This window comes from Aliidiomarina soli, from assembly GCF_003986975.1.
Taxonomy (GTDB): domain Bacteria; phylum Pseudomonadota; class Gammaproteobacteria; order Enterobacterales; family Alteromonadaceae; genus Aliidiomarina; species Aliidiomarina soli.
The window spans coordinates 1-24542 of sequence record NZ_PIPO01000005.1 but is presented as its reverse complement, the minus strand read 5'-3'; the positions used below and the strand labels follow the sequence as shown (position 1 = coordinate 24542).

General features: G+C 52.2%; 25 protein-coding genes and 1 rRNA gene. 13 read left to right on the top strand and 13 right to left on the bottom strand.

The genetic code is table 11. The annotated features are described in order from the left end of the window. Positions 1-45: 45 nt before the first annotated feature. Entirely contained in the window at positions 46-1344 is a 1299-nt protein-coding gene (gene pepB, locus CWE14_RS10975; protein WP_126799421.1) for an aminopeptidase PepB, read from the bottom strand. A 99-nt stretch (positions 1345-1443) separates the two neighbouring features. On the opposite strand from pepB, the gene sfsA reads away from it, so the two are divergent. The 7 genes from sfsA (at position 1444) to panC (ending at position 7346) form a co-directional block, all read left to right on the top strand. Next, on the top strand, positions 1444-2172 hold the full coding sequence (gene sfsA, locus CWE14_RS10970) for a DNA/RNA nuclease SfsA (RefSeq protein WP_126799420.1): 729 nt from the start codon (positions 1444-1446) through the stop codon (positions 2170-2172). Between the two features lie 95 nt (positions 2173-2267). Next, on the top strand, positions 2268-2720 hold the full coding sequence (dksA, locus tag CWE14_RS10965; protein ID WP_126790228.1) for an RNA polymerase-binding protein DksA: 453 nt from the start codon (positions 2268-2270) through the stop codon (positions 2718-2720). 40 nt (positions 2721-2760) lie between these two features. Beyond that, positions 2761-3654 carry a tRNA glutamyl-Q(34) synthetase GluQRS gene (gene gluQRS / locus CWE14_RS10960; protein WP_126799419.1) on the top strand — a complete coding sequence of 298 codons (894 nt, stop codon included), beginning with the start codon at positions 2761-2763 and terminating at the stop codon, positions 3652-3654. A gap of 160 nt (positions 3655-3814) precedes the next feature. After that, positions 3815-5137, top strand: a complete 1323-nt coding sequence (gene pcnB, locus CWE14_RS10955) for a polynucleotide adenylyltransferase PcnB (protein WP_126799664.1) — start codon at positions 3815-3817, stop codon at positions 5135-5137. A gap of 1 nt (position 5138) precedes the next feature. Beyond that, complete coding sequence (folK, locus tag CWE14_RS10950) at positions 5139-5639, top strand: 2-amino-4-hydroxy-6-hydroxymethyldihydropteridine diphosphokinase (RefSeq protein WP_126799418.1); 501 nt, start codon at positions 5139-5141, stop codon at positions 5637-5639. Positions 5640-5667: 28 nt separating this feature from the next. After that, on the top strand, positions 5668-6462 hold the full coding sequence (panB, locus tag CWE14_RS10945) for a 3-methyl-2-oxobutanoate hydroxymethyltransferase (RefSeq protein WP_126799417.1): 795 nt from the start codon (positions 5668-5670) through the stop codon (positions 6460-6462). Between the two features lie 11 nt (positions 6463-6473). After that, positions 6474-7346 carry a pantoate--beta-alanine ligase gene (gene panC / locus CWE14_RS10940; protein WP_126799416.1) on the top strand — a complete coding sequence of 291 codons (873 nt, stop codon included), beginning with the start codon at positions 6474-6476 and terminating at the stop codon, positions 7344-7346. A gap of 36 nt (positions 7347-7382) precedes the next feature. On the opposite strand, the gene panP is transcribed toward panC, so the two are convergent. The 6 genes from panP to mpl are packed head-to-tail and all read right to left on the bottom strand — an operon-like array spanning position 7383 to position 13480. Beyond that, the gene (panP, locus tag CWE14_RS10935; protein WP_241972386.1) at positions 7383-9032 is read right to left on the bottom strand and encodes a pyridoxal-dependent aspartate 1-decarboxylase PanP; all 1650 of its coding nucleotides are present in this window, start codon (positions 9030-9032) and stop codon (positions 7383-7385) included. A 47-nt stretch (positions 9033-9079) separates the two neighbouring features. After that, positions 9080-9745: a tRNA (guanine(46)-N(7))-methyltransferase TrmB gene (gene trmB / locus CWE14_RS10930; RefSeq protein ID WP_126799414.1), complete on the bottom strand. Its 666-nt coding sequence runs from the start codon at positions 9743-9745 to the stop codon at positions 9080-9082. Next, positions 9742-10515 carry an ABC transporter permease gene (locus tag CWE14_RS10925; protein ID WP_126799413.1) on the bottom strand — a complete coding sequence of 258 codons (774 nt, stop codon included), beginning with the start codon at positions 10513-10515 and terminating at the stop codon, positions 9742-9744. Before CWE14_RS10925 ends, trmB begins: the two co-directional genes overlap by 4 nt. Beyond that, complete coding sequence (locus CWE14_RS10920) at positions 10512-11447, bottom strand: ABC transporter ATP-binding protein (protein WP_126799412.1); 936 nt, start codon at positions 11445-11447, stop codon at positions 10512-10514. The genes CWE14_RS10925 and CWE14_RS10920 overlap by 4 nt, the downstream gene beginning before the upstream one ends. 4 nt (positions 11448-11451) lie before the next feature. Further along, positions 11452-12120, bottom strand: coding sequence for a flavin prenyltransferase UbiX (locus CWE14_RS10915; protein ID WP_126790237.1), 669 nt, complete (start codon positions 12118-12120; stop codon positions 11452-11454). Next, positions 12113-13480, bottom strand: a complete 1368-nt coding sequence (mpl, locus tag CWE14_RS10910) for a UDP-N-acetylmuramate:L-alanyl-gamma-D-glutamyl-meso-diaminopimelate ligase (protein ID WP_126799411.1) — start codon at positions 13478-13480, stop codon at positions 12113-12115. The genes CWE14_RS10915 and mpl overlap by 8 nt, the downstream gene beginning before the upstream one ends. Before the next feature lie 177 nt (positions 13481-13657). Between mpl and CWE14_RS10905 the strand changes: the two genes are divergently transcribed. The 5 genes from CWE14_RS10905 (at position 13658) to CWE14_RS10885 (ending at position 17939) form a co-directional block, all read left to right on the top strand. Continuing rightward, positions 13658-14650 (top strand): class 1 fructose-bisphosphatase, encoded by a 993-nt coding sequence (locus CWE14_RS10905; protein WP_126799410.1) that lies wholly within the window; start codon positions 13658-13660, stop codon positions 14648-14650. Positions 14651-14795: 145 nt separating this feature from the next. Next, positions 14796-15323, top strand: a complete 528-nt coding sequence (gene ppa / locus CWE14_RS10900) for an inorganic diphosphatase (RefSeq protein ID WP_126790240.1) — start codon at positions 14796-14798, stop codon at positions 15321-15323. Positions 15324-15385: 62 nt separating this feature from the next. Further along, on the top strand, positions 15386-16081 hold the full coding sequence (locus CWE14_RS10895) for an ABC transporter ATP-binding protein (protein ID WP_126799409.1): 696 nt from the start codon (positions 15386-15388) through the stop codon (positions 16079-16081). Then, positions 16081-17442, top strand: a complete 1362-nt coding sequence (locus CWE14_RS10890) for an ABC transporter permease (protein WP_126799408.1) — start codon at positions 16081-16083, stop codon at positions 17440-17442. The genes CWE14_RS10895 and CWE14_RS10890 overlap by 1 nt, the downstream gene beginning before the upstream one ends. Then, positions 17439-17939, top strand: a complete 501-nt coding sequence (locus CWE14_RS10885; RefSeq protein WP_126799407.1) for a DUF3299 domain-containing protein — start codon at positions 17439-17441, stop codon at positions 17937-17939. Before CWE14_RS10890 ends, CWE14_RS10885 begins: the two co-directional genes overlap by 4 nt. A 34-nt stretch (positions 17940-17973) precedes the next feature. On the opposite strand, the gene CWE14_RS10880 is transcribed toward CWE14_RS10885, so the two are convergent. Further along, on the bottom strand, positions 17974-20175 hold the full coding sequence (locus tag CWE14_RS10880) for an EAL domain-containing protein (protein WP_126799406.1): 2202 nt from the start codon (positions 20173-20175) through the stop codon (positions 17974-17976). A 192-nt stretch (positions 20176-20367) separates the two neighbouring features. Between CWE14_RS10880 and CWE14_RS10875 the strand changes: the two genes are divergently transcribed. Continuing rightward, on the top strand, positions 20368-21288 hold the full coding sequence (locus tag CWE14_RS10875) for a TIGR03899 family protein (protein ID WP_126799405.1): 921 nt from the start codon (positions 20368-20370) through the stop codon (positions 21286-21288). A 32-nt stretch (positions 21289-21320) separates the two neighbouring features. Here CWE14_RS10875 and CWE14_RS10870 read toward each other — a convergent pair whose 3' ends face one another. The 5 genes from CWE14_RS10870 to rrf all read right to left on the bottom strand — a co-directional run bounded on the left by CWE14_RS10870 (position 21321) and on the right by rrf (position 24500). Further along, positions 21321-22040, bottom strand: coding sequence for a TIGR04219 family outer membrane beta-barrel protein (locus tag CWE14_RS10870; RefSeq protein ID WP_126799404.1), 720 nt, complete (start codon positions 22038-22040; stop codon positions 21321-21323). A 122-nt stretch (positions 22041-22162) separates the two neighbouring features. Further along, entirely contained in the window at positions 22163-22633 is a 471-nt protein-coding gene (locus CWE14_RS10865) for a copper chaperone PCu(A)C (protein WP_126799403.1), read from the bottom strand. A gap of 52 nt (positions 22634-22685) precedes the next feature. Continuing rightward, complete coding sequence (locus CWE14_RS10860) at positions 22686-22979, bottom strand: hypothetical protein (RefSeq protein WP_126799402.1); 294 nt, start codon at positions 22977-22979, stop codon at positions 22686-22688. 153 nt (positions 22980-23132) lie between these two features. Then, positions 23133-23990 (bottom strand): SDR family oxidoreductase, encoded by an 858-nt coding sequence (locus tag CWE14_RS10855; RefSeq protein WP_126799401.1) that lies wholly within the window; start codon positions 23988-23990, stop codon positions 23133-23135. A gap of 394 nt (positions 23991-24384) precedes the next feature. After that, positions 24385-24500, bottom strand: a 5S ribosomal RNA gene (rrf, locus tag CWE14_RS10850). Between the last annotated feature and the right edge of the window lie 42 nt (positions 24501-24542).

The following is a 24542-nucleotide window of genomic DNA, read 5'->3' as shown; positions in this document are numbered from 1 at the left end:
TCCAGCGTGGCGTTTGCTTAAATATTTTGTAAGTTACTGAGCTACTCAGTCATCCAGCAAGGTGCGGGCAATGGTGCGTATACCCAAACCGGTGGCGCCTGCGTTGAATAGTTTTTCACCTTCTTTGCGGTACGCCGCTGCTAAATCAAAGTGCAACCAGTTGGCTCCGTCGTTCGGCGCAAAACGCAGCAGGAAACCCGCCGCATTACTGGCGCCACCTGCACCGCCGCCCTTGACCGGACGACTGTTCGCGGTATCGGCAAAGTTAGACGGGCACTGATCTTTATGCCACGGCGCTAATGGTAACCGCCAAAGCAGTTCGTTCTCCGCGCTCGCCGCCTGCAGTGCCCGGCTGGCATAGGCGTCATCTACGGCAAACAAGGCGTTGTATTCCTGACCAACCGCGACCTGCGCCGCCCCGGTCAAGGTCGCCGCATCAATAATGCGTTTTGCGCCCATCTCTCCCGCTGCCAGCAGGCCGTCCGCTAACACCAGCCGCCCTTCAGCATCGGTATTGAAGATTTCGACGGTTTGGCCATTTTTATAGGTAATAATATCGCCTAGTTTATACGCGGTGCCGTCAATCAGGTTTTCTGCACAGCACAAAATCAATTTAACCCGCTTTTTCAGGCCTCGTTGAATCGCCAGTGCCAGTGCGCCAGCAACCGTCGCCGCTCCACCCATGTCGCATTTCATCGCGATCATACCTTCGCTTGGTTTGATGCTATAACCGCCGCTATCAAAGGTAATACCTTTACCAATTAAAGCAGTATCCACTTCGGCATCGGCATCACCTGTTGGGTTGAAATCAAGCTGAAGCATGGTCGGTCTATGCATGCTGGCACGGCCAACTGTGTGAATTCCCATCCAGCCATCGGCCAGCAATTCTTCTTCGCGCAGCAAGCGATAGCTGACCGCGTCGCCACCGATGCTTTTCAATTTATCAATAACCCGGGTACACAGTGATTCAGGGTAAATATCCTGCGGCGGTAAATTGACCAGTTCGCGGGCCCAGGCAACCGTGTCATACATCGCCTGAAGTTGCTCGGCGACGCCCACGTCATCAGTCGACCAGCGAATTTCATTGCGCTTTTTCGGGTCGACAAACCCTTGAGCCAGCGCCCACTGACGCTCCAGCGTCCAGCCTTGCCCGGTCGCTTCAATGGTACCCACGCCGGCCTGATCTAATTTGCGCCCAGCCTGCTGAATACTACGCAGCATCTGGCCTTCGTCCTGCTCGGCGACAATCGCAAAGCCCTGTTCATTAAAAAAGCTGCCACCCTGCCCTTTATACGCGGCAGGCAAACCCTCTGTGGTTAAACGTACTTGTACTGCGCTAGACATAGTTTTGTTCTCCAAGTATGTTGCTTTGGCCTCATCGTCGATCCGAAACTGGCATGAGGCAACGAAATAACTCAACACTACACTACAAAGTGACCGATAATGCAATTTCAACCCGCCCTACAACGCGCAACGCTTGAGCGTCGTTATAAACGGTTTCTTGCCGATGTGATAACTGAAGACGGTCAACGCCTGACCATCCACTGCCCCAATACCGGTGCAATGACGGGCTGTGCTGAACCTGGTTATGAAGTCTGGTACAGCACATCGGATAATGCCAAACGAAAGTACCCCAACACCTGGGAACTAAGCCGGACCCCAGACAACGACTTCATCGTTATTAATACGCAACGCGCAAACCAGATCGCTGAGCAAGCGATTCAACAGAACTGTCTTCCTCAATTAACCGGCTATCAGAGTTTGCGCCGTGAAGTTCGCTATGGGGAAGAGCGTAGTCGTGTTGATTTATTTCTCGAACAGCACCAAGACGGCAAAGCGGACTGCTTTATCGAAGTAAAGAGCGTCACCCTGAACGAGCACGGATGCGGGTATTTTCCAGATGCGGTGACCACCCGCGGGCAAAAACACCTGCGCGAATTACAAGCCATGGTTGCAGCCGGGTATCGTGCCGCCCTGCTTTTTGTGGTCGGCCATAGTGGCATTAACAAAGTAAAGCCGGCAGCACATATTGATCCTCTTTATGCACAACTCTGTATTCAAGCCCAACAACATGGCGTTGAACTGTATGCACTTAGTTGTCAAATCAGTGCGCAAGGAATCGAACCTGGTGAACCCATGACAGTTGAATTGCCACAAATCGGACCTATATAAGGGAGTGGTGCTTTCAATTGCACCCGATTTGGTATTCTGGTATACATGTCCGACTTTTTTTAGCACAGATGCATTGCCTCACAGAGGAGAACACTATGGCCGCCACAAAGGAACGAAAAGCGCACGGTATTATTGCGCAAGCGGGCTTACAGCCTTACCAGGAAGAAACTGGTGAAGAGTACATGAATGAGGCGCAACGTAACCATTTCCGTAAAATTCTGGAAACATGGCGTAATCAGTTGCGGGAAGAAGTCGACCGCACCGTTGGTCATCTCAAGGAAGAAGCGAATAATCACGCTGATCCTGTCGACCGTGCAGCGCAAGAAGAAGAGTTCGCAATCGAGTTGCGTACCCGCGACCGCGAGCGCAAATTGATTAAGAAAATTGAAAAGACGCTGGAAGCCATTGAGCGTGACGATTTCGGCTATTGTGATTCATGCGGCATCGAAATCGGTATTCAGCGTTTGGAAGCTCGCCCGACTGCCGACCTTTGCATTGACTGCAAAAGCCTGGCCGAAATTCGCGAGAAGCAAATGAGAGGCGCATAAGCCACTTTTTTCTAAAGCGAGCAGCGTGGAGACTGCCACTATGGTCTCTTCAAACAGTGATACCAGCTATCGGGGTCGTTTTGCGCCCTCGCCTTCGGGCCCGCTTCATGCGGGCTCTTTAATTGCTGCTCTGGGCAGTTACCTGGACGCCCGCGCCGCTGGCGGGCAGTGGCTGGTTCGAATCGAAGACATTGATCCGCCGCGGGAAGTGCCTGGAGCGGATGCTGTGATTCTCTCCCAACTGGAGGCTCACGGTCTGCATTGGGACGGCCCCGTTCGCTACCAAAGCCAGCAACATGCGCTTTACCAAAGTCATCTGGATGACTTGCATAGTGCAGGTCTGCTCTATGCTTGTGACTGCACCCGCAAACAAATTAAAGCCCGCGCGCCCTACTACACCGGCTTTTGCCGCAGTCGCGGCTTAGCTTTCGAGCAGAATGCGTTGCGCTTTTTCAACCGAAACCCGGTTACCACCTTGAACGACCGTTTTCATGGTGCTGTCACGGTGCAAGCGGACTGGGCAGGAGAAGACTTCGTCCTGCGTCGTCGGGATGGACTCTGGGCCTATCAGCTTGCCGTGGTCAGTGACGACCGCGAACAAGGGATCACCGAAATCGTGCGGGGAAGCGACCTACTAACCCCGACCGCCTGGCAACTGACCCTGTGGCAAGCATTAAATCAGGTTCAGCAACGCCCAGTAAATCTGCCACGGCTTGCTCACCTGCCGTTAGTGCTAGGTTCGGACGGGCGCAAACTCAGTAAACAGAATCACGCGCCAGCCATTGACAATAACCAGGCCGCAGCCAATCTGACCCGTGCCATTGGCTTTCTGGGTATGCACTTACCAACCGATTTAGAGGGCGCAGCTGTCGAATTACAACTGGACTGGGCGCAAGCTAAATGGCCGTCCCATGTTGAAAATTTCACCGTTTGATTCTCATTTTTGTCAACTTGGTATATCATCGGCGCCAATTTCCTAACTTAGTATGATCCGGAGTTCAGCCATTATTAAGCGAATCGTGCAGTTTGCTCGTCAGGTACTGCCTTCCCAAGCATCGGCTCCAGGCCGTTCAACATTAAGCCAACCCATTGTGATTCCTCGTGATAAGCACAATATTTCCCGCGCTCAGGTCTCAGAGAACGCGCTGAAAGTGCTGTATCGACTACACAAGGGTGGTTTTGATGCCTACCTGGTAGGTGGCTGTGTGCGCGACTTATTACTGGGCCTTGAGCCAAAAGATTTCGACGTCGCCACCAACGCCAGTCCGGAGCAGATCAAATCCCTGTTCAGCAACTGCCGCCTGATCGGTCGCCGCTTCCGCCTCGCCCATGTCGTCTTTGGCCGCGATGTCATCGAAGTCGCTACTTTCCGTGGCCACCATCCAGACGAGGATGAAAGCAGTCCCAAAGGGCATAGTAAACAAAGTAAAGAAGGTTTGTTGCTGCGTGATAACGTCTACGGAAGCATTGAAGAAGATGCCCAGCGCCGTGATTTCACCGTCAATGCGATGTATTACTCCATCGCCGATTTCGCAATTTATGATTTTGCTAACGGGGTAAAAGACCTGGAAGCCGGTGTGTTAAGACTGATCGGTGACCCTGAGACCCGCTATCGTGAAGACCCGGTGCGCATGCTCCGGGCTATTCGCTTCGCGACTAAGCTTGGCCTTCGTATCGAAGACAGCAGCCGTGTGCCTATTGCCAAACTGGCTCACTTGCTCGACAACATTCCGCCGGCCCGTTTGTTTGAAGAGTTTCTTAAACTATTTCTGCATGGAAAAGCGGAAGCGAACTTCCTCGGTCTGTATGAATACGGTTTGTTCGGGTACTTCGTCCCGCAATTAAAAAGCGCGCTGAAAAATGCGGACAGCTTTGAGTACCGTATGGTCCATCAGCTATTCAAGGACACCGATACACGTATCAACGGAGGCAAAGGGGTCACCCCGGCGTACTTGTTTGCTGCGCTTTTGTGGTACCCGGTCAATGCCCATGCGGAGCAGCTTGCTCAGGAAGGTGGTCTGGCAGAGTACGACGCGTTGCAAATTGCCGCAGCGGACGTTGTTGCGAAGCAATCGCGCAGTATTGCCATCCCTAAACGTTTTAGTTTGCCCGCTCGTGACATCTGGGCGTTGCAACATCGGTTGCAACAAACGCAGCCACGCAAGGCCGAACGGCTGCTTACCCACCCCAAATTCCGCGCAGGTTACGACTTCCTGTTACTGCGTAGCCGTATCGAAGGGGACGCGGAACTTGCCTCGCTGGGTCAGTTCTGGACTGAATTTCAGAAAGGTAAAGAGGTCGGTGGCGCACCGACACGTCAGGCTCGTGGGCCTGGTGCAAGGAATGCCGAAGACGCGCCTAAGCGCCGCCGTCGTCCGCGACGTCGTAAACCTGCAGACAAACCTCAGGATAGTTAACATGGCGCTGGCCTACCTAGGCCTGGGGGCCAATCTTAATGACCCTCAGGCTCAGCTGCACTTTGCACTGCAACAGCTGGCCCAGCACAACGAGATGAATAGTATTGTCTGTTCGTCTCTGTATGCGAGTAAGCCGATGGGCCCCCAAGACCAACCCGACTACGTCAATGCCGTGGTAGCCGTGGCAACAAATCTCACCCCGACTCAATTACTGAGTGCCACCCAGGCTATCGAAAACGCGGCAGGACGCGTTCGTGGCCAGCACTGGGGCCCGCGTACGCTGGATATTGATATCCTACTCTATGACACGCTATGTATCACAGCACCGGATCTGAGCATCCCCCATCCGGGTCTTGAGTCGCGTGAATTTGTACTGGTGCCGCTGGCTGAAATCGCTCCTCAGTTGGTGCTGCCGAATGGCAAGCAGGTTGCCGCCCTGGCTCAGCAAATCCCGCTCAATGGACTAGATAAAATTGCGCCACCCGTTACAATGCAAAGCTGATCTCCGTTTCGGATAAACAGGTAAGCCCATGGCCAACATATCTATTGCACAACTGCGTAAGAAAAAACTCAACCAGCAGAAAATCACCGCACTGACCGCCTATGATGCGACCTTTGCCCGCCTTTTCGCCAAACTAGGTGTCGATGTCATGCTGGTTGGCGACTCCCTGGGCAATGTGCTGCAAGGTCACGACAGTACGGTGCCAGTTACCAACGATGATATTGCCTACCACACGCGCTGTGTCCGCCGTGGTGCGCCTGAATCTTTTATCATTGCCGATATGCCGTTCATGACCTATAGCAGCCCTGAGCAAGCCTGTGAGCATGCAGCAGTCCTGATGCAGGCTGGTGCCAACATGGTCAAGCTGGAGGGCGGCGAGTGGTTGTTCGACACCGTTAACGCATTGACCACCCGAGGTGTGCCTGTTTGCGCGCATCTTGGTCTGCTACCCCAGTCTGTTAATGTTTTAGGCGGTTACAAAGTTCAGGGCCGCGATGACGAGCAGGCAAACACGTTGATTAGCCACGCCAAGGGCTTAGAGCACGCGGGCGCGCAGTTATTGGTGGTAGAGTGCATTCCGACCGCACTTGGCGAACGCGTTGCGCAGGCTGTCGAGATGCCGGTGATTGGCATCGGCGCGGGCAAAAATACCGATGGTCAAATTCTGGTAATGCACGACATGCTTGGTCTCAACAGTGACTACCTGCCGAAATTTGTAAAAAACTTTCTCGCCGACAGCGGCAGTATTGAAGGCGCGGTACAGACCTTTATTGACGATGTAACCACGGGCGCCTTCCCCGGGCCTGAACACAGTTTCGACTAAGCGAATTTTCTATGCCGGACCATCTTCCGATCCTTCAAATCACTGCCCTGCCTGAATTACGCAACTGGCGTCAGCAACGGCGGCAGCAACAGAAGAAAGTTGCCCTGGTTCCGACCATGGGCAATCTCCACAGCGGCCATCTCAAGCTGGTGCGGAAAGCCCAGCAGCACGCGGATGCAGTGATTGTGAGCATTTACGTGAACCCAATGCAGTTTGGCGCCAATGAAGATCTGGATAGTTACCCCAGAACACTGGCTGCTGACATGCAGGCACTTGCCGAACTGGGCGTGGATGCGGTTTTTACCCCGTCGACCGGGACTATTTATCCGCGCGGCCTAAACGCTCAAACCTATGTCGAGGTGCCCCAGCTTTCAGATATGCTGTGCGGTGAAAAAAGACCCGGCCATTTTCGTGGTGTAGCCACTATCGTCTGTAAGCTTTTTAATATGGTGCAGCCGGACATCGCGGTGTTTGGTAAAAAGGACTATCAGCAGCTACGCGTCATCCGGACCATGGTTGAGGATTTATCGCTGGCGGTCGAGGTGATTGGCGTCGACACTGAGCGTGAAGCGTCGGGGCTGGCGAAAAGCTCGCGTAATGGCTATTTAAGTGATCAGCAAAAACAAGCTGCTGCCGCTATTTACCAACAGCTTCAAACCGCCGCAGGGCAGTTGCAGAACGGGGCGGGAATTACCCAAGTAGAGCAGGAGGCATTAGGGCGAATAGCGGCCGCTGGCCTGGAGCCAGAATACTTCAGTATTCGCCGTCAGGCTGACCTCAGCCCGGCCCAAGCAGAGGACGCCGCAGACAGCCTGGTGATCCTGGCAGCGGCATCGCTCGGTACTACGCGCCTGATCGATAATCTTGAAGTCGATCGCGCTTAGTCCATACAGCACACCTGGCCGGCCGTGCCAGCCAGGTTAGTCGTTCAGTAATCCACAGGCTCTTGCTTCAGCAAACAGGGCGCGCTGCGTGTGAATGGCGCTGTTCGCGATTTCACGCTGCTCCTGCAGGATCTCTGCCAGCATATCCATGGTCGTTAACGGGTTCGCCAGCACGGTGCGAAACACGGTGGTCGGCTCTTTGGCGTACTGCATCGGTGTTAATTTAGTCCGCGAGACAAAACTGTTACCGCTTTCACGCTGACTTTTCTGAATATGCTTGGTCAACTGATTCAGTAGCGGCGTAACACGGCGTTTCTGCGCATCGTCAGCGTTCTCTAACGCCGCTTTGATCGGCGCTGGCACGTAGCGATAAGTAAGCAGGCACAACTGCGGTTCTGTAATGACTTCAAAGTCGTCCTGCTGGCTAATCAGCCCGGCAAAGTTGTTCGCTTTATCAATACTCTGGTCGATTAATAGCTGATAGCCTTTACGTCCCATCACATGCAGTGCTGAATAGACCAGCATCGCCATACCCGGCCGCGAGCCTTCCATGGTATGACTACCTAAATCTTTTGAGCCACGGCGAATCACGTATTCCGCATGATGTTCAATGGCGTGCACCAGTGACGGGTCTTTAAACAGCACCATACCAGCGCCCATCGGGACATACATCTGTTTGTGCGCATCAATAGTAACACTGTCCGCTTGCTCAATGCCCTGCAGCAGGTGGCGATGAGTGTCCGATAATAAGGTCGCACCACCCCAGGCCGCATCGACATGAAAGTGGGCGTCCACTTCCGCGGCAACCTCAGCAATGTCTGCCAGGGGGTCAATATGGCCGGTTTCAGTAGTACCCGCGATGCCAACAATAGCCATCACCCGACCACCTTCAGCGGCCACTTTAGCGCACTGTTCGCGCAACGCATCGACCCGAATACGGTTGTTGTGGTCAGTGGCCACGGCGACCAGATTGGAGCGTCCAATACCCAACACATCGGCTGCTTTTGACAGCGAATAATGGCCGCGTTCTGAGACCAGCACACAAGCACGCTTATAGCCGTAATGTGCCAAGCCTGCGGCGAGTCCTTCACTGGCTACGCCGGCGAAACCATCTGTGGCGGCAAACAATTTATTGCGCGCGACCCAGAGCGCAGTGATATTAGCCACCGTACCACCGGAACAGAAAGCCCCTAAAGAATGCTCAGCACTATGCATCCAGTGCTGATAAAACTCGCCTTCCTGACCATAGACCAGATGGTGCATCATCCCTAACACCTGACGCTCCAGCGGCGTAAATGCTTTTGAGGTTTCGATTTTCACCAGATTCTGGTTTAAACCGACCATCAGCTTGGCCAAAGGCAACAGGAAATAAGGTAATGCCGAGGTCATATGGCCAATAAAGCGTGGCGACGCGGTGTGTACCGAATGCGCGACCAGCTTGTTCAGCAGTTCGTCAGTGTGCTCTGAAACAAAGCTCGGTTGCTCCGGAATAGCGCTATCGGCGAAGTCTTCTTCGATCTCGTGCAACGGCTTTTCTTTGGCAACAATGTGCGCACTCAAAAAGCCCGCCAGATTTTCTGACAGGTGGCGTTCAATTTTACCGAGTGTCGATTCCGGTGCCTCAGGGATTGTAAAAATCCGATACAAGGCGTCGAGACTGACGTCAGCCGTGGGCTGCTTGCTCAAATGCATTCTCCTTGCACTTTCCTAGCACAATATTGTGGGCGCAGACTTTAGCACAACTTGCTTTGTAACTGCCAGAGCGCTTGCTGAGTCGCCTGATATTTGCGTTCAAAAGGCGTAATGGGAACCGAATCCGCGGCCAGTTCAGTGACACTGCTGGCCTGGCCGGAAATCTCCAGCGCGCGGGCGAATTCTTCAAGATACAGGCGCCAGTTACTGCGCAGCTCAAGTTGTCCGCCTAGGGCGATAATCGACGGAAATAACGGCCCCCCGTGCCAGCGGCGCTGCAGATGTTTTTGCTTCGGCCAGGGGTTCGGATACAAAATATAATGATGACTCAGCTGCCAGTTAGCATCGACTGCCTGGCGCCAGAAATCATTCAGATCAGCACGCACTAGCAGGCAACGCTCATTGCTGTCGCCGTAAGCGGTGTTTTTCCCCAGCCGATGGGCCGACTTGTCAATGCCAACCACAAGCGCCTCGGGATGACGCTGACTCAGAGCCAGCGTGCTTTCGCCCACACCGCAGCAGGAGTCCAGGATCAAAGGCCCCTGCCAGCGGTCTACCACTGTCTGTACCTGCTCAAAAGTGGCTTTGCTATGCTCGGCAACAGGCTTCTGAAACTCAGTACTGAGGTATTTGTGGACGGTCTTATCGAGATCCTCATGAATACCCGTCTGATTGGTATCTATACCGCGTGATTGGTACTCCATCAGCTACGAATACCAATACCGCGGTTCAGCAGGACCCAAGCTAGTGCACCAAAGGCGATATTGAACAACACCAATACACCCAGGGCGACATAGGCATTGATGTCAGAGACGCCAATGAACCCATAACGAAACGCATTGACCATATAAATGATGGGGTTTGCCTTGGATACCATCTGCCAGAACTCTGGCAACAGACTAATCGAATAAAACACACCACCGAGATACGTCAGGGGGGTCAGAACGAAAGTCGGGATAATCGAGATATCATCAAAGGTTTTAGCAAACACCGCATTAATCAAACCGGCTAAGGCGAATAACGTCGCGGTCAGTACCACCGTCACTACGATCAGCCAGAAATGCTGAATATTTAACGGCACAAAGAAACTGGCGACAATAGTCACCACCACCGCGACGATAAGCGACCGGGCCACGCCGCCGCCGACATAACCAAGAATAATGGTCAGCGTTGACACCGGCGCGACCAGCATCTCCTCAATATTGCGCTGAAACTTAGCACTGAAGAACGAGGATGCCACGTTGGAGTAGGCATTGGTGATCACCGACATCATGATCAGCCCGGGCACAATAAACTCCATGTAACTGACGCCATCCATTTCACCGATGCGTTGACCAATCAGGTTACCGAAGATGATGAAATAGAGGGTCATAGTAATCGCGGGCGGCACCAGCGTCTGCACCCAAATACGCAGGAAACGGGTGCATTCTTTAATCCAGATAGTGCGTAACGCAGTCAGGTTCATTGGGTTGCTCATTCTACCGACTCCTTCTGATTGCGGCCCTGTTCAACTAAATCGACGAATAACTCTTCCAGCCGGTTGGCTTTATTGCGCATCGACAGGACTTTCAATCCTTGCGCCGATAACTGTTCGAATACTCTATTCAGCCCGCGCTCTTTTGGCACATCAACCTCCAGCGTATGGTTATCTAATTCGCGCATGGTAAAGCCGTCCAGCGTTGGATGCCCGTCATAGGGGTCGAGATCAAGGACAAAGGTTTCGATATTCAGTTTGCTCAACAGGGCTTTCATACTGGTATTCTCGATAATGCGCCCTTTATCGATGATGCCGATGTTACGGCACAATGTTTCCGCCTCTTCGAGGTAATGGGTGGTGAGAATAATGGTAATACCCTGGCCGTTAATCTGCGTCAGGTAGTCCCACATCGAGCGGCGCAGTTCAATATCAACACCTGCCGTTGGCTCGTCCAGAATCAACAGCTTCGGCTCATGCAGTAAAGCCCGGGCAATCATCAGACGACGTTTCATGCCGCCGGATAACGTCCGCGCCGGATCATTGCGCTTATCCCATAGCCCTAACTGAGTCAGGTATTTTTCAGAACGCTCTTTAGCCAGGGTGCGGGACACACCGTAGTAGCCTGCCTGGTTAACTACAATCTGCTGCACCGTCTCGAACTGATTAAAATTAAATTCCTGTGGCACCAGGCCAATACAGCGTTTTACATCGGCAAGCTGGCTATCAAGATCATAACCAAAGACTTTCACTGACCCTTCGGTTTTATTTACCAGCGAGGAGACCACACCAATGGTGGTCGACTTGCCGGCGCCATTGGGTCCCAGTAAGGCATAAAAATCGCCTTCATTGACGGTTAGATCGAGGCCCTTGAGCGCTTGTAACCCACCGCGGTAGGTCTTTTTCAAACCACTGATTTCAAGTGCTTTGGTCATTCAGTTACTCCCCTTTTGAATCCTGTTGAGTGTTGCGCGTGTAGCCCCAGCGCGGCACCAGTGTCTGTTCCAGTTGTAAATGATCGAGAATACGCGCCACCACAAAGTCGATCAGATCGGCAATACTCTGCGGCTGATGATAAAAGCCAGGGGCGGCGGGCATTATAGTGGCTCCAGCCTGACTCAGCGTTAACATATTTTGCAGATGAATGGTGCTGAATGGCATTTCACGTGGCACCAGCAACAACTGGCCTCGCTCTTTTAACACCACGTCGGCGGCCCGTTCAATCAGGTTGTCGCTGTTGCCATGCGCGATAGCCGCTAAGGTCCCGGTTGAACACGGACACACCACCATGCGCTTGGGTGCCGCAGAGCCCGATGCCACCGGTGAAAACCATTCTTCTTTGCCGTAGACGCTGAGTTGCTCCTGGCTCACCTTAAAATGCTCACACAACTGGGTTGCCATGGTTTTCGGGTTAGCTGACAGCTGCATGTCTTCTTCTGTGGCAAACACTACACGGGCCGCACTCGACATCAACAACAGGACCTGTTGCTGCTGCGCCAGCAGGTTTTCCAGCAGACGCAATGCATAAGGCGCTCCGGACGCACCGGTAATGGCCAGGGTCACCCGATTATCAACCGGGCGGCTGGTATAAGAATACGATTCAGTCATGCTTTAATTCCTTTAATAAGGCTTCACGCAGGCCACCGAAGCTGCCGTTGCTCATCAACACGATATGGACATGCCCTGTGCGCTGCTGACATAACTGCGTCACCAACACCCCGATATCTCTCTCTATCTGCCACTTTGCACCTGTGTTGGCCGCCAGTTCCTCGGTTGACCATTGCAACTGGCCGTTATCATACATGAATACCTCGTCCGCAAGGCTCAGTGCCTGTGCCAGCTCGTGCTTATGAACACCTGCACGCATGGTGTTCGAGCGCGGCTCGACAACCGCTATCAGCCTGCTCTCGCTATGCTGAGCCTGACTATGCGCGCGCATACCCTGTAATGTTGTGGCAATCGCGGTGGGATGATGAGCGAAGTCATCAAACACAGTCACCCGATGGTCCTGATAAATCCGCTCCAGCCTGCGCTTCGGTGAGGTAAAGCTGGCCAGGGAAGCGATAGCCTGAGCAGGTTCTACCCCGGCATGACGCGCCGCCGCGATCGCCATCAGCGCATTTTGCAGGTTGTGTTCGCCCAGCAGGTTCCAATGCACCTGCCCGACTGCTTGCCCGGCCAGACTGACTTCAAATTCACTGCCATCGCCGGCCAGGTCTCGGATCTGCCAGCCGCTCGGAGCATTGAGGTACTGCTGTTCGCTCCAGCAGCCCTGTGCCAGAACCTCATTCAGGCTGGCTGAATCCTGTGGGCTAATCACCTGCCCTTTACCAGGCACGGTGCGCACTACATGGTGAAACTGACGTTGAATCGCTGCCAAATCCGGAAAAATATCGGCATGGTCAAACTCAAGGTTATTCAGAGCCAGTGTATTCGGATGATAATGAACAAACTTAGAACGCTTGTCGAAAAACGCAGTGTCATATTCATCCGCTTCGATCACAAAAAAGATACTGTCGGTTAAACGTGCCGAGGTCTGAAAACGTTCAACCACACCACCAATTAAAAAGCCTGGCTGCATGCCTGCTTCTTCCAGAATGTGAGTCAACATGCTGGTGGTGGTGGTTTTGCCATGGGTGCCGGCGACTGCCAGCACCCATTTTTCGCGCAACACATTCTCGCCCAACCATTGCGGGCCCGACGTGTACGCGATGTTTTGGTTGAGTACGGTTTCGACCTGAGGATTACCTCGACTCAGTGCATTACCGATAATTACAAGGTCCGGGGCGGGATCCAGTTGGCCGACGTCGTCCAGGCTACCGATGACAATCCCCATTTGTTCCAACATGGTGCTCATAGGCGGATACACGTGGGCATCCGAACCTGTCACCCGATGACCGAGTTGACGCGCTATCGCGGCGATTCCGCCCATAAAGGTTCCGCAGATACCCAGAATGTGAATATGCATAAGTAGCTCAACCGTATGCTAAAAAAGTCGCGGGTAGTGTACCACTTTCCGCCCTGCTACCGCCAAAGAGATAGATATATTTGCCGCCACAATGGAGACAAAAGAAGCATCTCAGCTTCGATTGCGGTACACTATCGCGCGCCAAAGACCCATGACATCCGAACACAGAGGACTACCATGCAACGTCTCATCCCGGTGCTTAATAAAGATCACGTGTCACTTCACCTGATATCCGTGATCAACACCTTACTGACTGCCGCCAAAGAAATTTCTCACCGTCTACATCAAGGTAGTCTGGCCGGTACGCTCGGCTCGACCCTGGACGAAAACATTCAGGGCGAAACCCAGAAGAAACTCGATATTGTTTCGAACCAGCTGATCAAAAACATGCTGCTGGAAACCCAACTGGTCCGTGCGGTCGCCTCAGAAGAAGAGGACGACATTGTTGAAGGCAACCCAGACGCTAAATATCTGGTTGCCTACGACCCGCTTGATGGTAGCTCCAATATTGATATTAACGGTTCCGTCGGCACCATTTTCACCATCCTCGAAGTGCCCGACCACCCTGCTGAAGGCAAAGAGCTTTTCCTGCAGACTGGTGATGAGCAAGTCGCCGCCGGTTATATTTTGTACGGCCCGTCGACCATGCTGGTGATGACCACAGGTAGCGGTGTGCGGATGTATACGCTGGACCACACAGTGGGCGAGTTTCTGTTAACAGTGGAAGACGTTTCCATTGTTAAAGACACTCAGGAATTTGGCATCAACATGGCCAATCAGCGTTTCTGGAGCAAGCCGATGAGCCAGTATATTGGCGATTTAATCGCTGGCGAAGAGGGGCCCCGGGGAAAACGTTTCAACATGCGCTGGAATGCTGCCATGGTTGCCGATGTTCACCGCCTGTTATGCCGTGGCGGGATTTTTACCTACCCGGCCGACTGCCGCAACCCAGCGAAGCCATGTAAATTACGCTTGCTCTACGAAGCCATGCCGATGAGCTTTCTAGTGGAACAGGCGGGGGGACGCAGCAGCACAGGCTATGAGCGCATTATGTCGTTGCAGCCAACCGATATTCACCAGCGGGTGTCCGTCATCATGGGATCTGCGAATGAGGTTTCAACCTGCCTGCAGTACCACAAAGACGTCCCCTGTGAGCGTTTTGACGGCTAGCACAGGATCAAGATGGGAATTCGTCCCTAACACCAAGGTCGAACTTTCCATCTAAAGCGCCAAACCGTTATACTAGGCAGCCGTGAAATGCCTTTTAATAAACAATGCAGAACAGTGACCTGTTGCTGCCAAACAAGGAATCGATATGAGCCTGAAGAATGTTCCAGCCGGCGACAAGCTGCCAGAAGAAGTGAACGTGATCATCGAAATCCCAGCCAATGCGGATCCGATCAAATACGAAGTCGACAAAGACACAGGCGCGCTTTGGGTTGACCGCTTCATGACAGCCCCTATGTTTTACCCTGCTAACTATGGCTATGTTAATGACACCTTGTCTCTCGATGGGGACCCGGTCGACGTACTGGTACCGACGCCATTCCCACTTCAGGCTGGCTCAGTCATTACCTGTCGCCCGGTAGGCGTACTTAATATGAGCGACGAGTCTGGTGAGGACGCGAAAGTTATCGCGGTACCAATCAGTAAATTAAGCAAAGCCTACGACGATATCCATGATATCGATGACCTGGATGACATGTTCAAGGCTCAGGTGCAGCATTTCTTCGAACACTACAAACTGCTGGAAAAAGGCAAGTGGGTTAAAGTAAATGGCTGGAGTGATGCCGCAGCAGCAAAAGAAGAATTGAAGTCTTCATTTGCCCGCGCTCGTAAGTAATCCCAGTTGAGCAAGCCCACCGGCACTGCGGGTGGGTTTGTTCGTTTACCACCGGAGTTGTGATGAACAGCATTGTTGTTAATGGCCTCCGCTTTCACTACCCAGCGCAAGCTGAGCCGACACTGGATATCGGCCAACTTGAAATAGCCCGCGGCGAACGCGTATTTCTGTATGGGCCTAGCGGAAGCGGTAAATCGACCTTGCTGTCAGTGTTAGCTGGCATCCACCGTCCTCAAAGCGGCACTGTCGCCATCGAAGACATCGATATCACCGCCTTAACCGCACGCCAACGGGACCATTTCCGCGCCCATCACATTGGCTATATTTTTCAGCAATTCAATCTGTTGCCTTATCTCGACTGCATTCACAATGTGGCCCTGGCCTGTGAGTTTTCCAAAGTTCGCCGTCAACGTCTGCAACAACGCAACATAAGCCCTGAAGACGAGGCAGCCCGTTTGCTCAATCAGCTTGGCATAAGCCATGAGATGCATTCTCGCCGGGCCAGCGAGCTTAGTGTGGGTCAGCAACAACGCGTTGCCGCAGCCCGCGCCTTAATCGGCAGTCCGGAATTGATTATTGCCGATGAGCCGACCTCCGCACTGGACGCTGACAGCCGCCTGAGTTTTCTCAAACTATTGTTTGCAGAGTGCGAGCGCGCCGGCAGCACCTTGTTATTTGTTTCACACGATGCCGAACTGGCAGGTCAGTTTGACCGCAGTCTATCGCTGTCAGCACTCAATCAGTCAGCGGAGGCTTAATGAAGCTATTTAAATTAGCCTGGGCCAGCCTGTTAAGCCGCAAAGCCAATGCGCTATTAACCGTGGTCGCCATTGCAATTAGTGTCATGTTACTGCTCGGTGTGGACCGGGTCAGCCAGCAAACTCGGGCTGGCTTCGCCAATACTATTTCCGGCACCGACCTGATAGTTGGTGCCCGCAGTGGTCCGGTGAACCTGTTGCTGTTCTCGGTTTTTCACATCGGCTACCCAAGCAGCAACCTGAGCTGGGATGCGTATTCACATTGGGCCGAGCATGACCAGGTGGCGTGGTCGATTCCGATCGCGTTAGGCGATAGCTTCCGCGGCCATCCTGTGATCGCAACCGACCACAACTTTTTTGAGCATTTTCAGTATGGTCAGCGACAATCCGTACGGTTCGCAGAAGGGCAACCCTTCGAGCATTCCGCAGAGGCGGTGCTCGGTGCACGCGTAGCAAGAGAGCAAGGCCTGCAGCTATCCGACCAGGTCGTCATCTCGCATGGTACGGGCAGTGTTAGCTTTCATCAGCACGACGAGGACCCGGTTCAGATCAGTGGTGTGCTGGCGCCGACCGGAACCCCGCTTGATAACGCGGTTTTCATTCCGCTGGTTGGGCTGGCGACAATGCATGGAGAACACCAGGCAGAAGAACCACAAAGCCCCCCGTCTTTCAGTCAACAATCAGTTCCTCAGGAGAACGAAGAGCCAGAGCATGACCATGACCATGACCATGACCATGACCATGACCATGACCATGACCATGACCATGACCATAATCATGGGGTCGCTCTCGATTCGGAGCAACCTATTGACAGTTTAAGCGCATTTTTTGTTGGTCTTCACAGTCAACCACGTGCCATCTTTATGCAACGGATGATAAACACCTGGGGCCAGGAGCCTCTGACTGCATTAATGCCCGGCGCCACCCTGCAGGAACTCTGGCGTACGCTCAATATGTTTGAACGAGTGCTGGCCATCGTCTCTGGCTTCGTCTTGTTGACCGGACTGATTGGAATGCTGGCCACCCTGTTGGCGAGCCTGCAGGAACGCCGCCGCGAAATGGCGGTCTTACGCTCGTTGGGCGCAGGCCCCGGCACCATATTCAGTCTTCTGGTCAGCGAGGCTTTTGTCCTCACCGTGACAGGCATCGGCGTCGGAGTTGCCTTGTTGTATGCTGCTCTATACGCACTCGCGCCCTGGATCGAATACAGCTTTGGGGTCGTTATCCACATCAGTTGGCCCTCTATGGTAGAGTGGCAACGGATGGCTATCGTATTAGTTGCTGGCACCGTTATTAGCTGCTTGCCTGCATGGCGAGCCTACCGTAATTCTTTGGCAGACGGATTAACTATTAAATTATGATAAAACTCGCGTCCATTTCGACCCTGTTAACGCTGACAACCGTGTTGGCTGCATTCAGTCAGGTCACACTGGCCAATGACGCTCGCACCCTCGAATGGAATGATCTCAAGCCTGAAGGTTGGCAGCCGCCCGCCGTGCGCAGCCGGGCATTCTACGAACAGAATCCTGACGCTCAGGTACAAACCAATTTAGATGCCCCTGTGGTAGAAGAGCTGGATGGCCAGACTGTGCGTATTCCTGGCTATGTCGTGCAATTGGAAGGTGATGATCGGAGTGTGACTGAGTTCCTGTTGGTTCCCTATTTTGGCGCCTGCATTCATGTCCCGCCACCACCGCCAAACCAGATTATCCACGTTCGTTTTCCCGAAGGCGTACCCTATGCGACTACCTATGACGCCGTCTGGGTGGAAGGTACTATCAAGGTTGATCGTAGCGAAAGTGATATTGCCGTTACCGGCTACATCATCGAGGCTACCGAAGTAGTCTCCTACTTCTAGCGCCTCGACCCGTGATTACGCCTGCACAGGGGTATTACACGCATGGGTTCGCTGCTACATAAGCTCTCAACGCTTCCAGGTTCATCGCCTTGGCGTAGAGATACCCCTGCGCCTGCTGGACCTGCAACTGGCGGAAGTAATCGGCCTGAGCCTCGGTTTCAATGCCTTCCGCGAGCGTTTGCAGACCAAGCCGATGACCCATATTAATAATCGTCTCGATTATGACCGCACCACTATGGGTATGCGCAGAACGCACAAATTCGCGGTCAATTTTAAGCTTATCTAAAGGCAACCGCTGAACGTAACTTAAAGAAGAAAAGCCGACTCCAAAATCGTCAATTGCAATGCGCACACCCTGTGCCTTCAGTTGTTGCAGTACCCGGGCAACCAGGTTCGGATCATCCATAACGATGGATTCGGTAATCTCGACCTCCAGTCGTTGTGCCGGCACCTGATGTCTGGCCAATACTTCGGCTACCTCACCCGCAAAGTTGTTCTGTCTGAACTGCGGCACAGAGACATTGACTGCCATTCGAAAGTCATCACAAACGTCACCCGCTATTTCGTTCATCGCCTGGCAGGCTTGTTCAAGCACCCAGTGCCCTATATCCAGAATCAAACCCGAATACTCAGCGAGCGGAATGAAAATATCTGGCGCTATAAAACTTCCATCTGCCTGCGGCCAGCGCAGCAACGCTTCGACCCCAACCAGCCGTCCCGTCCCTAGTTCAATCTGAGGCTGGAACCACAGCTGCAAACGACGCTGAAGGAAATCGCTGCGCAGATTGCGTACCAGATCCAGCCTGCGTTCTGTTTCCGCCTGCATACTTGGGTGATAAAAAGCATTCGCTTCGATACGATGATTCTTCGCATTCTTCAACGCAATATATGCCTGTTTCAGAGCGTCCAATCCATCCAGGGCCTGATGTTTGTTAGAAAAGCCGGTGGTCATTAATACTGGGATGCGATGCTCATCGACGGTGAAAGGTTCCACAAAGGAATCGCGCATGCTATCCGGGGTCACGCCCTTAGGACGACTTAAAATACCGAATACATCGGCACTAATTCTTGCCACTAACGAAGGAGGCGGAAATTGCACTGCGAGGTGGTTACCAACTGCCTGAATCAGTTTATTGCCAACATCCTGCCCGAGCGCATCGTTTACATCTGAAAAATGGTTTATATCAGTAATTGCGACCACAAAGTCCTCGCCATCTGCGAGCGCACTGTCGAGCTGACGGATAAACTCAGCACGGTTTGCCAATCCGGTAAGACTATCTTTGTAAGCGGCAGTGCGCAGGTCTTCAAATAGCTTTACGTTTTCAAAACCGATGGCAATGTTTGCCAAAAACAACTGGATTAATTTTTGGTTGACGTCGCTTAGCTGCTCACTGCTTTCTATAAAAGCAGCGGCCTGAATCCCTTTTGCGTCAATATAAAACACGCTGGCGTCATCCAGGAACAAATGTTCTCTGCGCTCCAGGCAGCGACGCACCGCGTTCACAATGAATGGGCTCTCTATGGACTCGAGGGGTTGTTGAATGCCCTTTGCAAAATGCCCGGCGGCACCGAGCACGAGAATATCATTCTGTGCATCCAGTTGCCGTACACAAAGCAGACCTTCGGGTTTTAAACCTAGCAACGACGCCAGTTGTGTCACTACACCTTCGGAAAAGTTATAAATCGAATGCCGCTCCATCAAATTGGCAGCAGCGTTGACTATCTTTTCAAGGCCCCGGCGGCTTTCATTAATAGTGCGGATCTGCTGGTAGGAACGCAGCGATGAGATGACCGTAGTCAGCAACTTGGCCCTGGTCAGATCCGTTTTCGTTTTATAGTCATTAATATCGTACTGAAGAATAACCCGTTCTTCCGGGGCATACCCTGGCTGGCCGGTACGAAGGACAATTCGTACCTCATCATTTTCGAGATCTTCACGAATCGCTTTTGCCGCCCGTAACCCGGCATCGTCGGTTTCCATCACCACATCAAGTAAAACCATGGCAATATCAGGCGTTGACTGCAAACATTGCAACGCTTCTGCTGCGCTATAAGCATGCACAAAGCGAAGAGGTTTATTATCCAGCGTCACACCGGACAACGCCAGTTTGGTCACCGAGTGGATTTCATCATCGTCATCAACTATTAATACTATCCAAGGCTGTTTGTGCTGCGTGCTTTGGGCTGACACGCTACGCTCTTGGGCAAAAACTAGTTTTTCATCCGTGTCGTTCATCTACGATTACCCCAGTGCTTTTTCAACAGCACCACCGCATTTGTAAATAATATGTTTGATTTTCAATGTAAACCAAAAGTCGCATTATAGATAGTAAAAATGGCTGGTCTGTCTTTGCACGAAATTCACTCAAGACTTTATCCAATCCAGCCGATACTATACGGATGATCCAGGTAAATTCCCGAGGAACGAATGACACGAGTATCCAGACTTGAGCGCGCGACAACGGTTCCCAAAGTGCGGGGCGTGAAAGCCAGTAAAGCAAATCAGGAGAGCAAAGCAATACCGGCAAGCAAACGTTCTGAAACGCGAAAAGCGATTGGTTCAAGTCGCGACCAACTGGTTCGCAGCTTCCGCTGCCTTGGGATCAATTATCAGGAACTGGGGATGTCCAGCGAGACGACGGTGCAGTCGCGTTTGAAAAGCCGACTGCAACAACGCGAACGACGACGCCAGGATAATTTAGAGCGTATTTTCAAGCAGGCACTGGATTTTGCGCCTGACAAAATGAGCGGAGACGAACTCGACCTTGACTGGCTACAAAGTTTCGTCGCCCAGGCAGAGGATATTTCGAATCCGTCGATGCAGAAGCTCTGGGCAAAGATCCTGGCGTCCGAAAGTGCGCGTCCTGGTAGTTTTTCGCTACGTTCCATTACGACCTTACGTCAGCTTACCAGTCGCGAAGCCGATGTATTACGTCGGGCACAAGGGCTGACTGCATACGACCCGCTGCATTTAAGCTATAAAATAATAACTGGCTATTATCGACGACCCAGTTTATTTACGTACCTCACGCTCGATAAACCAGTCCAGCTGAATATCGCTCGCGCAGGGTTAAGCTATCCGGATCTGCTGACACTAAGTCAACTCGACATTATGTATCCGAGTACTATTGAGAGCGGAGAGCTGACTAAAGGACAGAGCGTTAAGCTTAACTACGGAGAGAAAGTGCTGGAGTTAACCGCTCAACGTCGCGGTTTGGTAATGACCTACCATAAATTTACTGCGCAAGGTGAGGAGCTGCTAAAACTCATTCCCAGCGCTCCGCAAACCCCTTATCTGGGCCTGGTTGAAGACCATTTTAGCCGCGACTTTTCACTGAGCGTACGCTAATCTTCGCACGCTCAGTGAAGGTCACGCAGGTATTAGAAGTGCAGTTGAAAACCTACGAACGGACCTTTGAACTCAACATCGCTGTACAGGCCAGCTACATTGTCAAATTCAACGCTGAACGAACGGTAACCGACCTGGATGTTTCCATCTAATAAGCCACCCGCACTGAACAGGCGATACTGAATACCCGCTTCAATGTCACGCAACGAGCTGTCGTCGATCGCTAGTAAGTGGCCTCGTGCGTAAACGCTCAACCCACTGAAAGGTAAACCGGTACCGACCATTGCATAAGCAGTTGGTATGGTCTCATCTAAATCCCACGAGTTACCATCACGATCCGTTACGAAGCCGTTAAAGCGCTTGGCGGCGACACCCGCATGCAGACGGACCAGGGTGTTATCGAGGAAGGTGTAATACAGTGTCAGTGTATCGTGTGATAAATCGAGTTCAGCAGGCGAGCTGGCAGCGTCTTCGGTGCCATCGAATTCCTCGTAAGAACTCATATCCTGGGTTTCGATACGGATATTCGGAATCAAAGGTACTGGATGCTGAAATGCCAACGACAGGCGAGTCTGGTTTTCATCGCTCAATTGGAAATCATTAAAGTTTTCATCATTGCCGTAGCCACCGGAAACATCTGTCATCCAATATTGTGCTTCCCCATACACATCGAATAACAATGCGGCATTGGCTGGTTGACTTGCCATCGCTGCTGAGAGCGCGACGATTGAGCCGACTATTAAATTTTTCATTGGTCATCCTTTATTAACTATTTTTATTCCCGACTGCCTGACGCAGACTACTTCTCAATCGCATAGTGTTAAATGTATGCAAAGTCCATTGTATACGTATGGTGAAGTAGGTTAAACAAATTTCATCGGACTAAAGGGTGAACCTCAGCCTCAACGGTTAACGTTTCGCCTGTAGATAAGCGCAGCTCAAGGGTATGTGACTGACCAACCCGCAAAGGAGATTTCAGCTGCATCAGCATTAAGTGATAACCGCCCGGCTGCAGAGTAACCGAGCCTCCGGCAGGAATAACCAGCGCATCCAGTTGTTCCATTGCCATCTGTCCATTGTGACGGTGTACATGTTGATGCAACTCAAGAGAGGATGCGATGGATGACTCCGCCGCAACAATTGAAACGTCCTCGCTGCCAGTATTTCGAATCTCGCCGAAGCCGGCTCCATTCTCAGCTCCGGGGACAGACTCACGCAACCAAAAGCTTTCAACCTCTATCGTTTCAGCGGCCTGCACAGGGCCCAGCAGACCCATTACTATAACCATTAGCAAGGCTGCAGACGACAAAACGCGTTGGATCATTTGACTAAAATAGTGACGCATAAATTCCTCATTGGCGTAGGGTAGACTCGTTAGTAGGCTACTCTACCTGAGATTATGCGTGTTGGGTACGATCCCGCGTCAACAACCAGATTAAAAGGAAGACCAGTAACAATGGCCAAAGCAGGCTGAAGCCAACAAATAGTAAGGCTATAGCGCCCGCAATGCCTGCCAGCAACAGACTGCCAAACACCGTGCCGACGACCAGCATAACGACTCCGACAATAATCAGTGCAGTAAGTCCTGAAACCGTAATACTAATGGCGCCCGCAAAAATCGCGCTCAATACGCCGGGTGCCAGCCAGAACAGTGCCGCAAGTATTAAACAGAACAAGATAAAACCACGCATAAAGCCTCTCAAAGCAAATAACTATAGGGATAAGTTACTAAGAATACAAAAGACGTGCCAAATCTATCTTGTTGATTTTAAATGGAATTAAAACACGGGGCTAGCACCATCGATAAACCACAGGCGAAGTCGACTAATAAATAGTGAATTCGACTAACCGTTCACTGGGGTTCCGCCATTGACATGGATTACCTGCCCGCTGACATAAGATGAATCCCGACAGGCAAGATAAACGTAGGCGGGAGCCACTTCGCAGGGCTGACCGGGACGGCCCATAGGCGTATTAGCACCAAACTCAGCTACCGTTTCTTGGTCAAACGTAGAGGGGATAAGCGGCGTCCAGATAGGTCCCGGTGCGACCCCATTTACCCGTATCCCTTTTGCTGCGAGATTGATTGCCAGCGAACGGGTCAGGGAGGTTATCGCCCCTTTTGACGATGAATAATCGAGTAAGATTGGGTTGCCTTTGTAAGCCGTCACTGAGGTGGTGTTAATAATTGAACTTCCTTTCGGCATATGTGCGACCGCGAGCTGAATGAGATAAAACATCGCAAATACGTTGGTGCCAAAGGTCTCTTCAAGTTGTTCCTGAGCGATATCCTCAATATTTTCTTTAGGGTGCTGCTCGCCCGCATTGTTAACCAGGACATCTATTTGTGAGTAACGCTGGATGACTTTATCGATCAGATCGTTGCAAACCTCTTTGCTTGAAAGGTTGCCTGAGTAAGTCATTACTTCGCCGCCGACTTCTTTAACTGCTTGTGCTGCTTCTTTGGCGTCTTTATGTTCCTCTAAATAAACCAATACTACTTTAGCGCCCTCCTGAGCGTAATGCACAGCTACCGCGCGGCCGATCCCACTATCGCCACCGGTGATCACAGCGACCTTTCCGGCCAGTTTAGCAGCGGGTTTATAATCTTCAGAAAAGTACTGGGGTTCGGGGTGCATTTTGTGCTCTTTGCCTGGCTGTTCAGACTGTTGCTGGGCAGGTGGTGTCTTTTGCTGGCTCATACTGTCCTCCGTTCGCCTGGGTGAATTCATGGTTTGTTCTGAAAGCGGATCTAGGTGGTTATTCAAGGGTAGCGGAGGAGGGGGGGATTTGCTGGTTTTTACGTTGGTGTGGATTGGCTGTCGGTGCGTGGATGGTGCTCGGTGTGGGGATGGGCTGCCTATGCGTGGATGGGCAACCCTGGCCTCGCCGGCCGCGCACGGGGCTTGAATCTTGAATGGGCTCCCGATGGTGGATGGGCAACCCTGGCGCGGGGCTTGAATCTTGAATGGGAATGGGATGGTTCATCTCTCCACCCACTGTGGACCCATTCAAGATTCAAGCCCCGCGCCTGCTTTAGTGCGACCATAAGCAAAAAGGCCACCCAGATGGGTGGCCTTTTTGACTTATATGGATGCCTGGCGGTGTCCTACTCTCACATGGGGAAGCCCCACACTACCATCGGCGCTGACATGTTTCACTACTGAGTTCGGAATGGATTCAGGTGGTTCCACGTCGCTATGGCCGCCAGACAAATTTGGTTCAACTTCAACAAGCTGTTGTAACTTCAACGT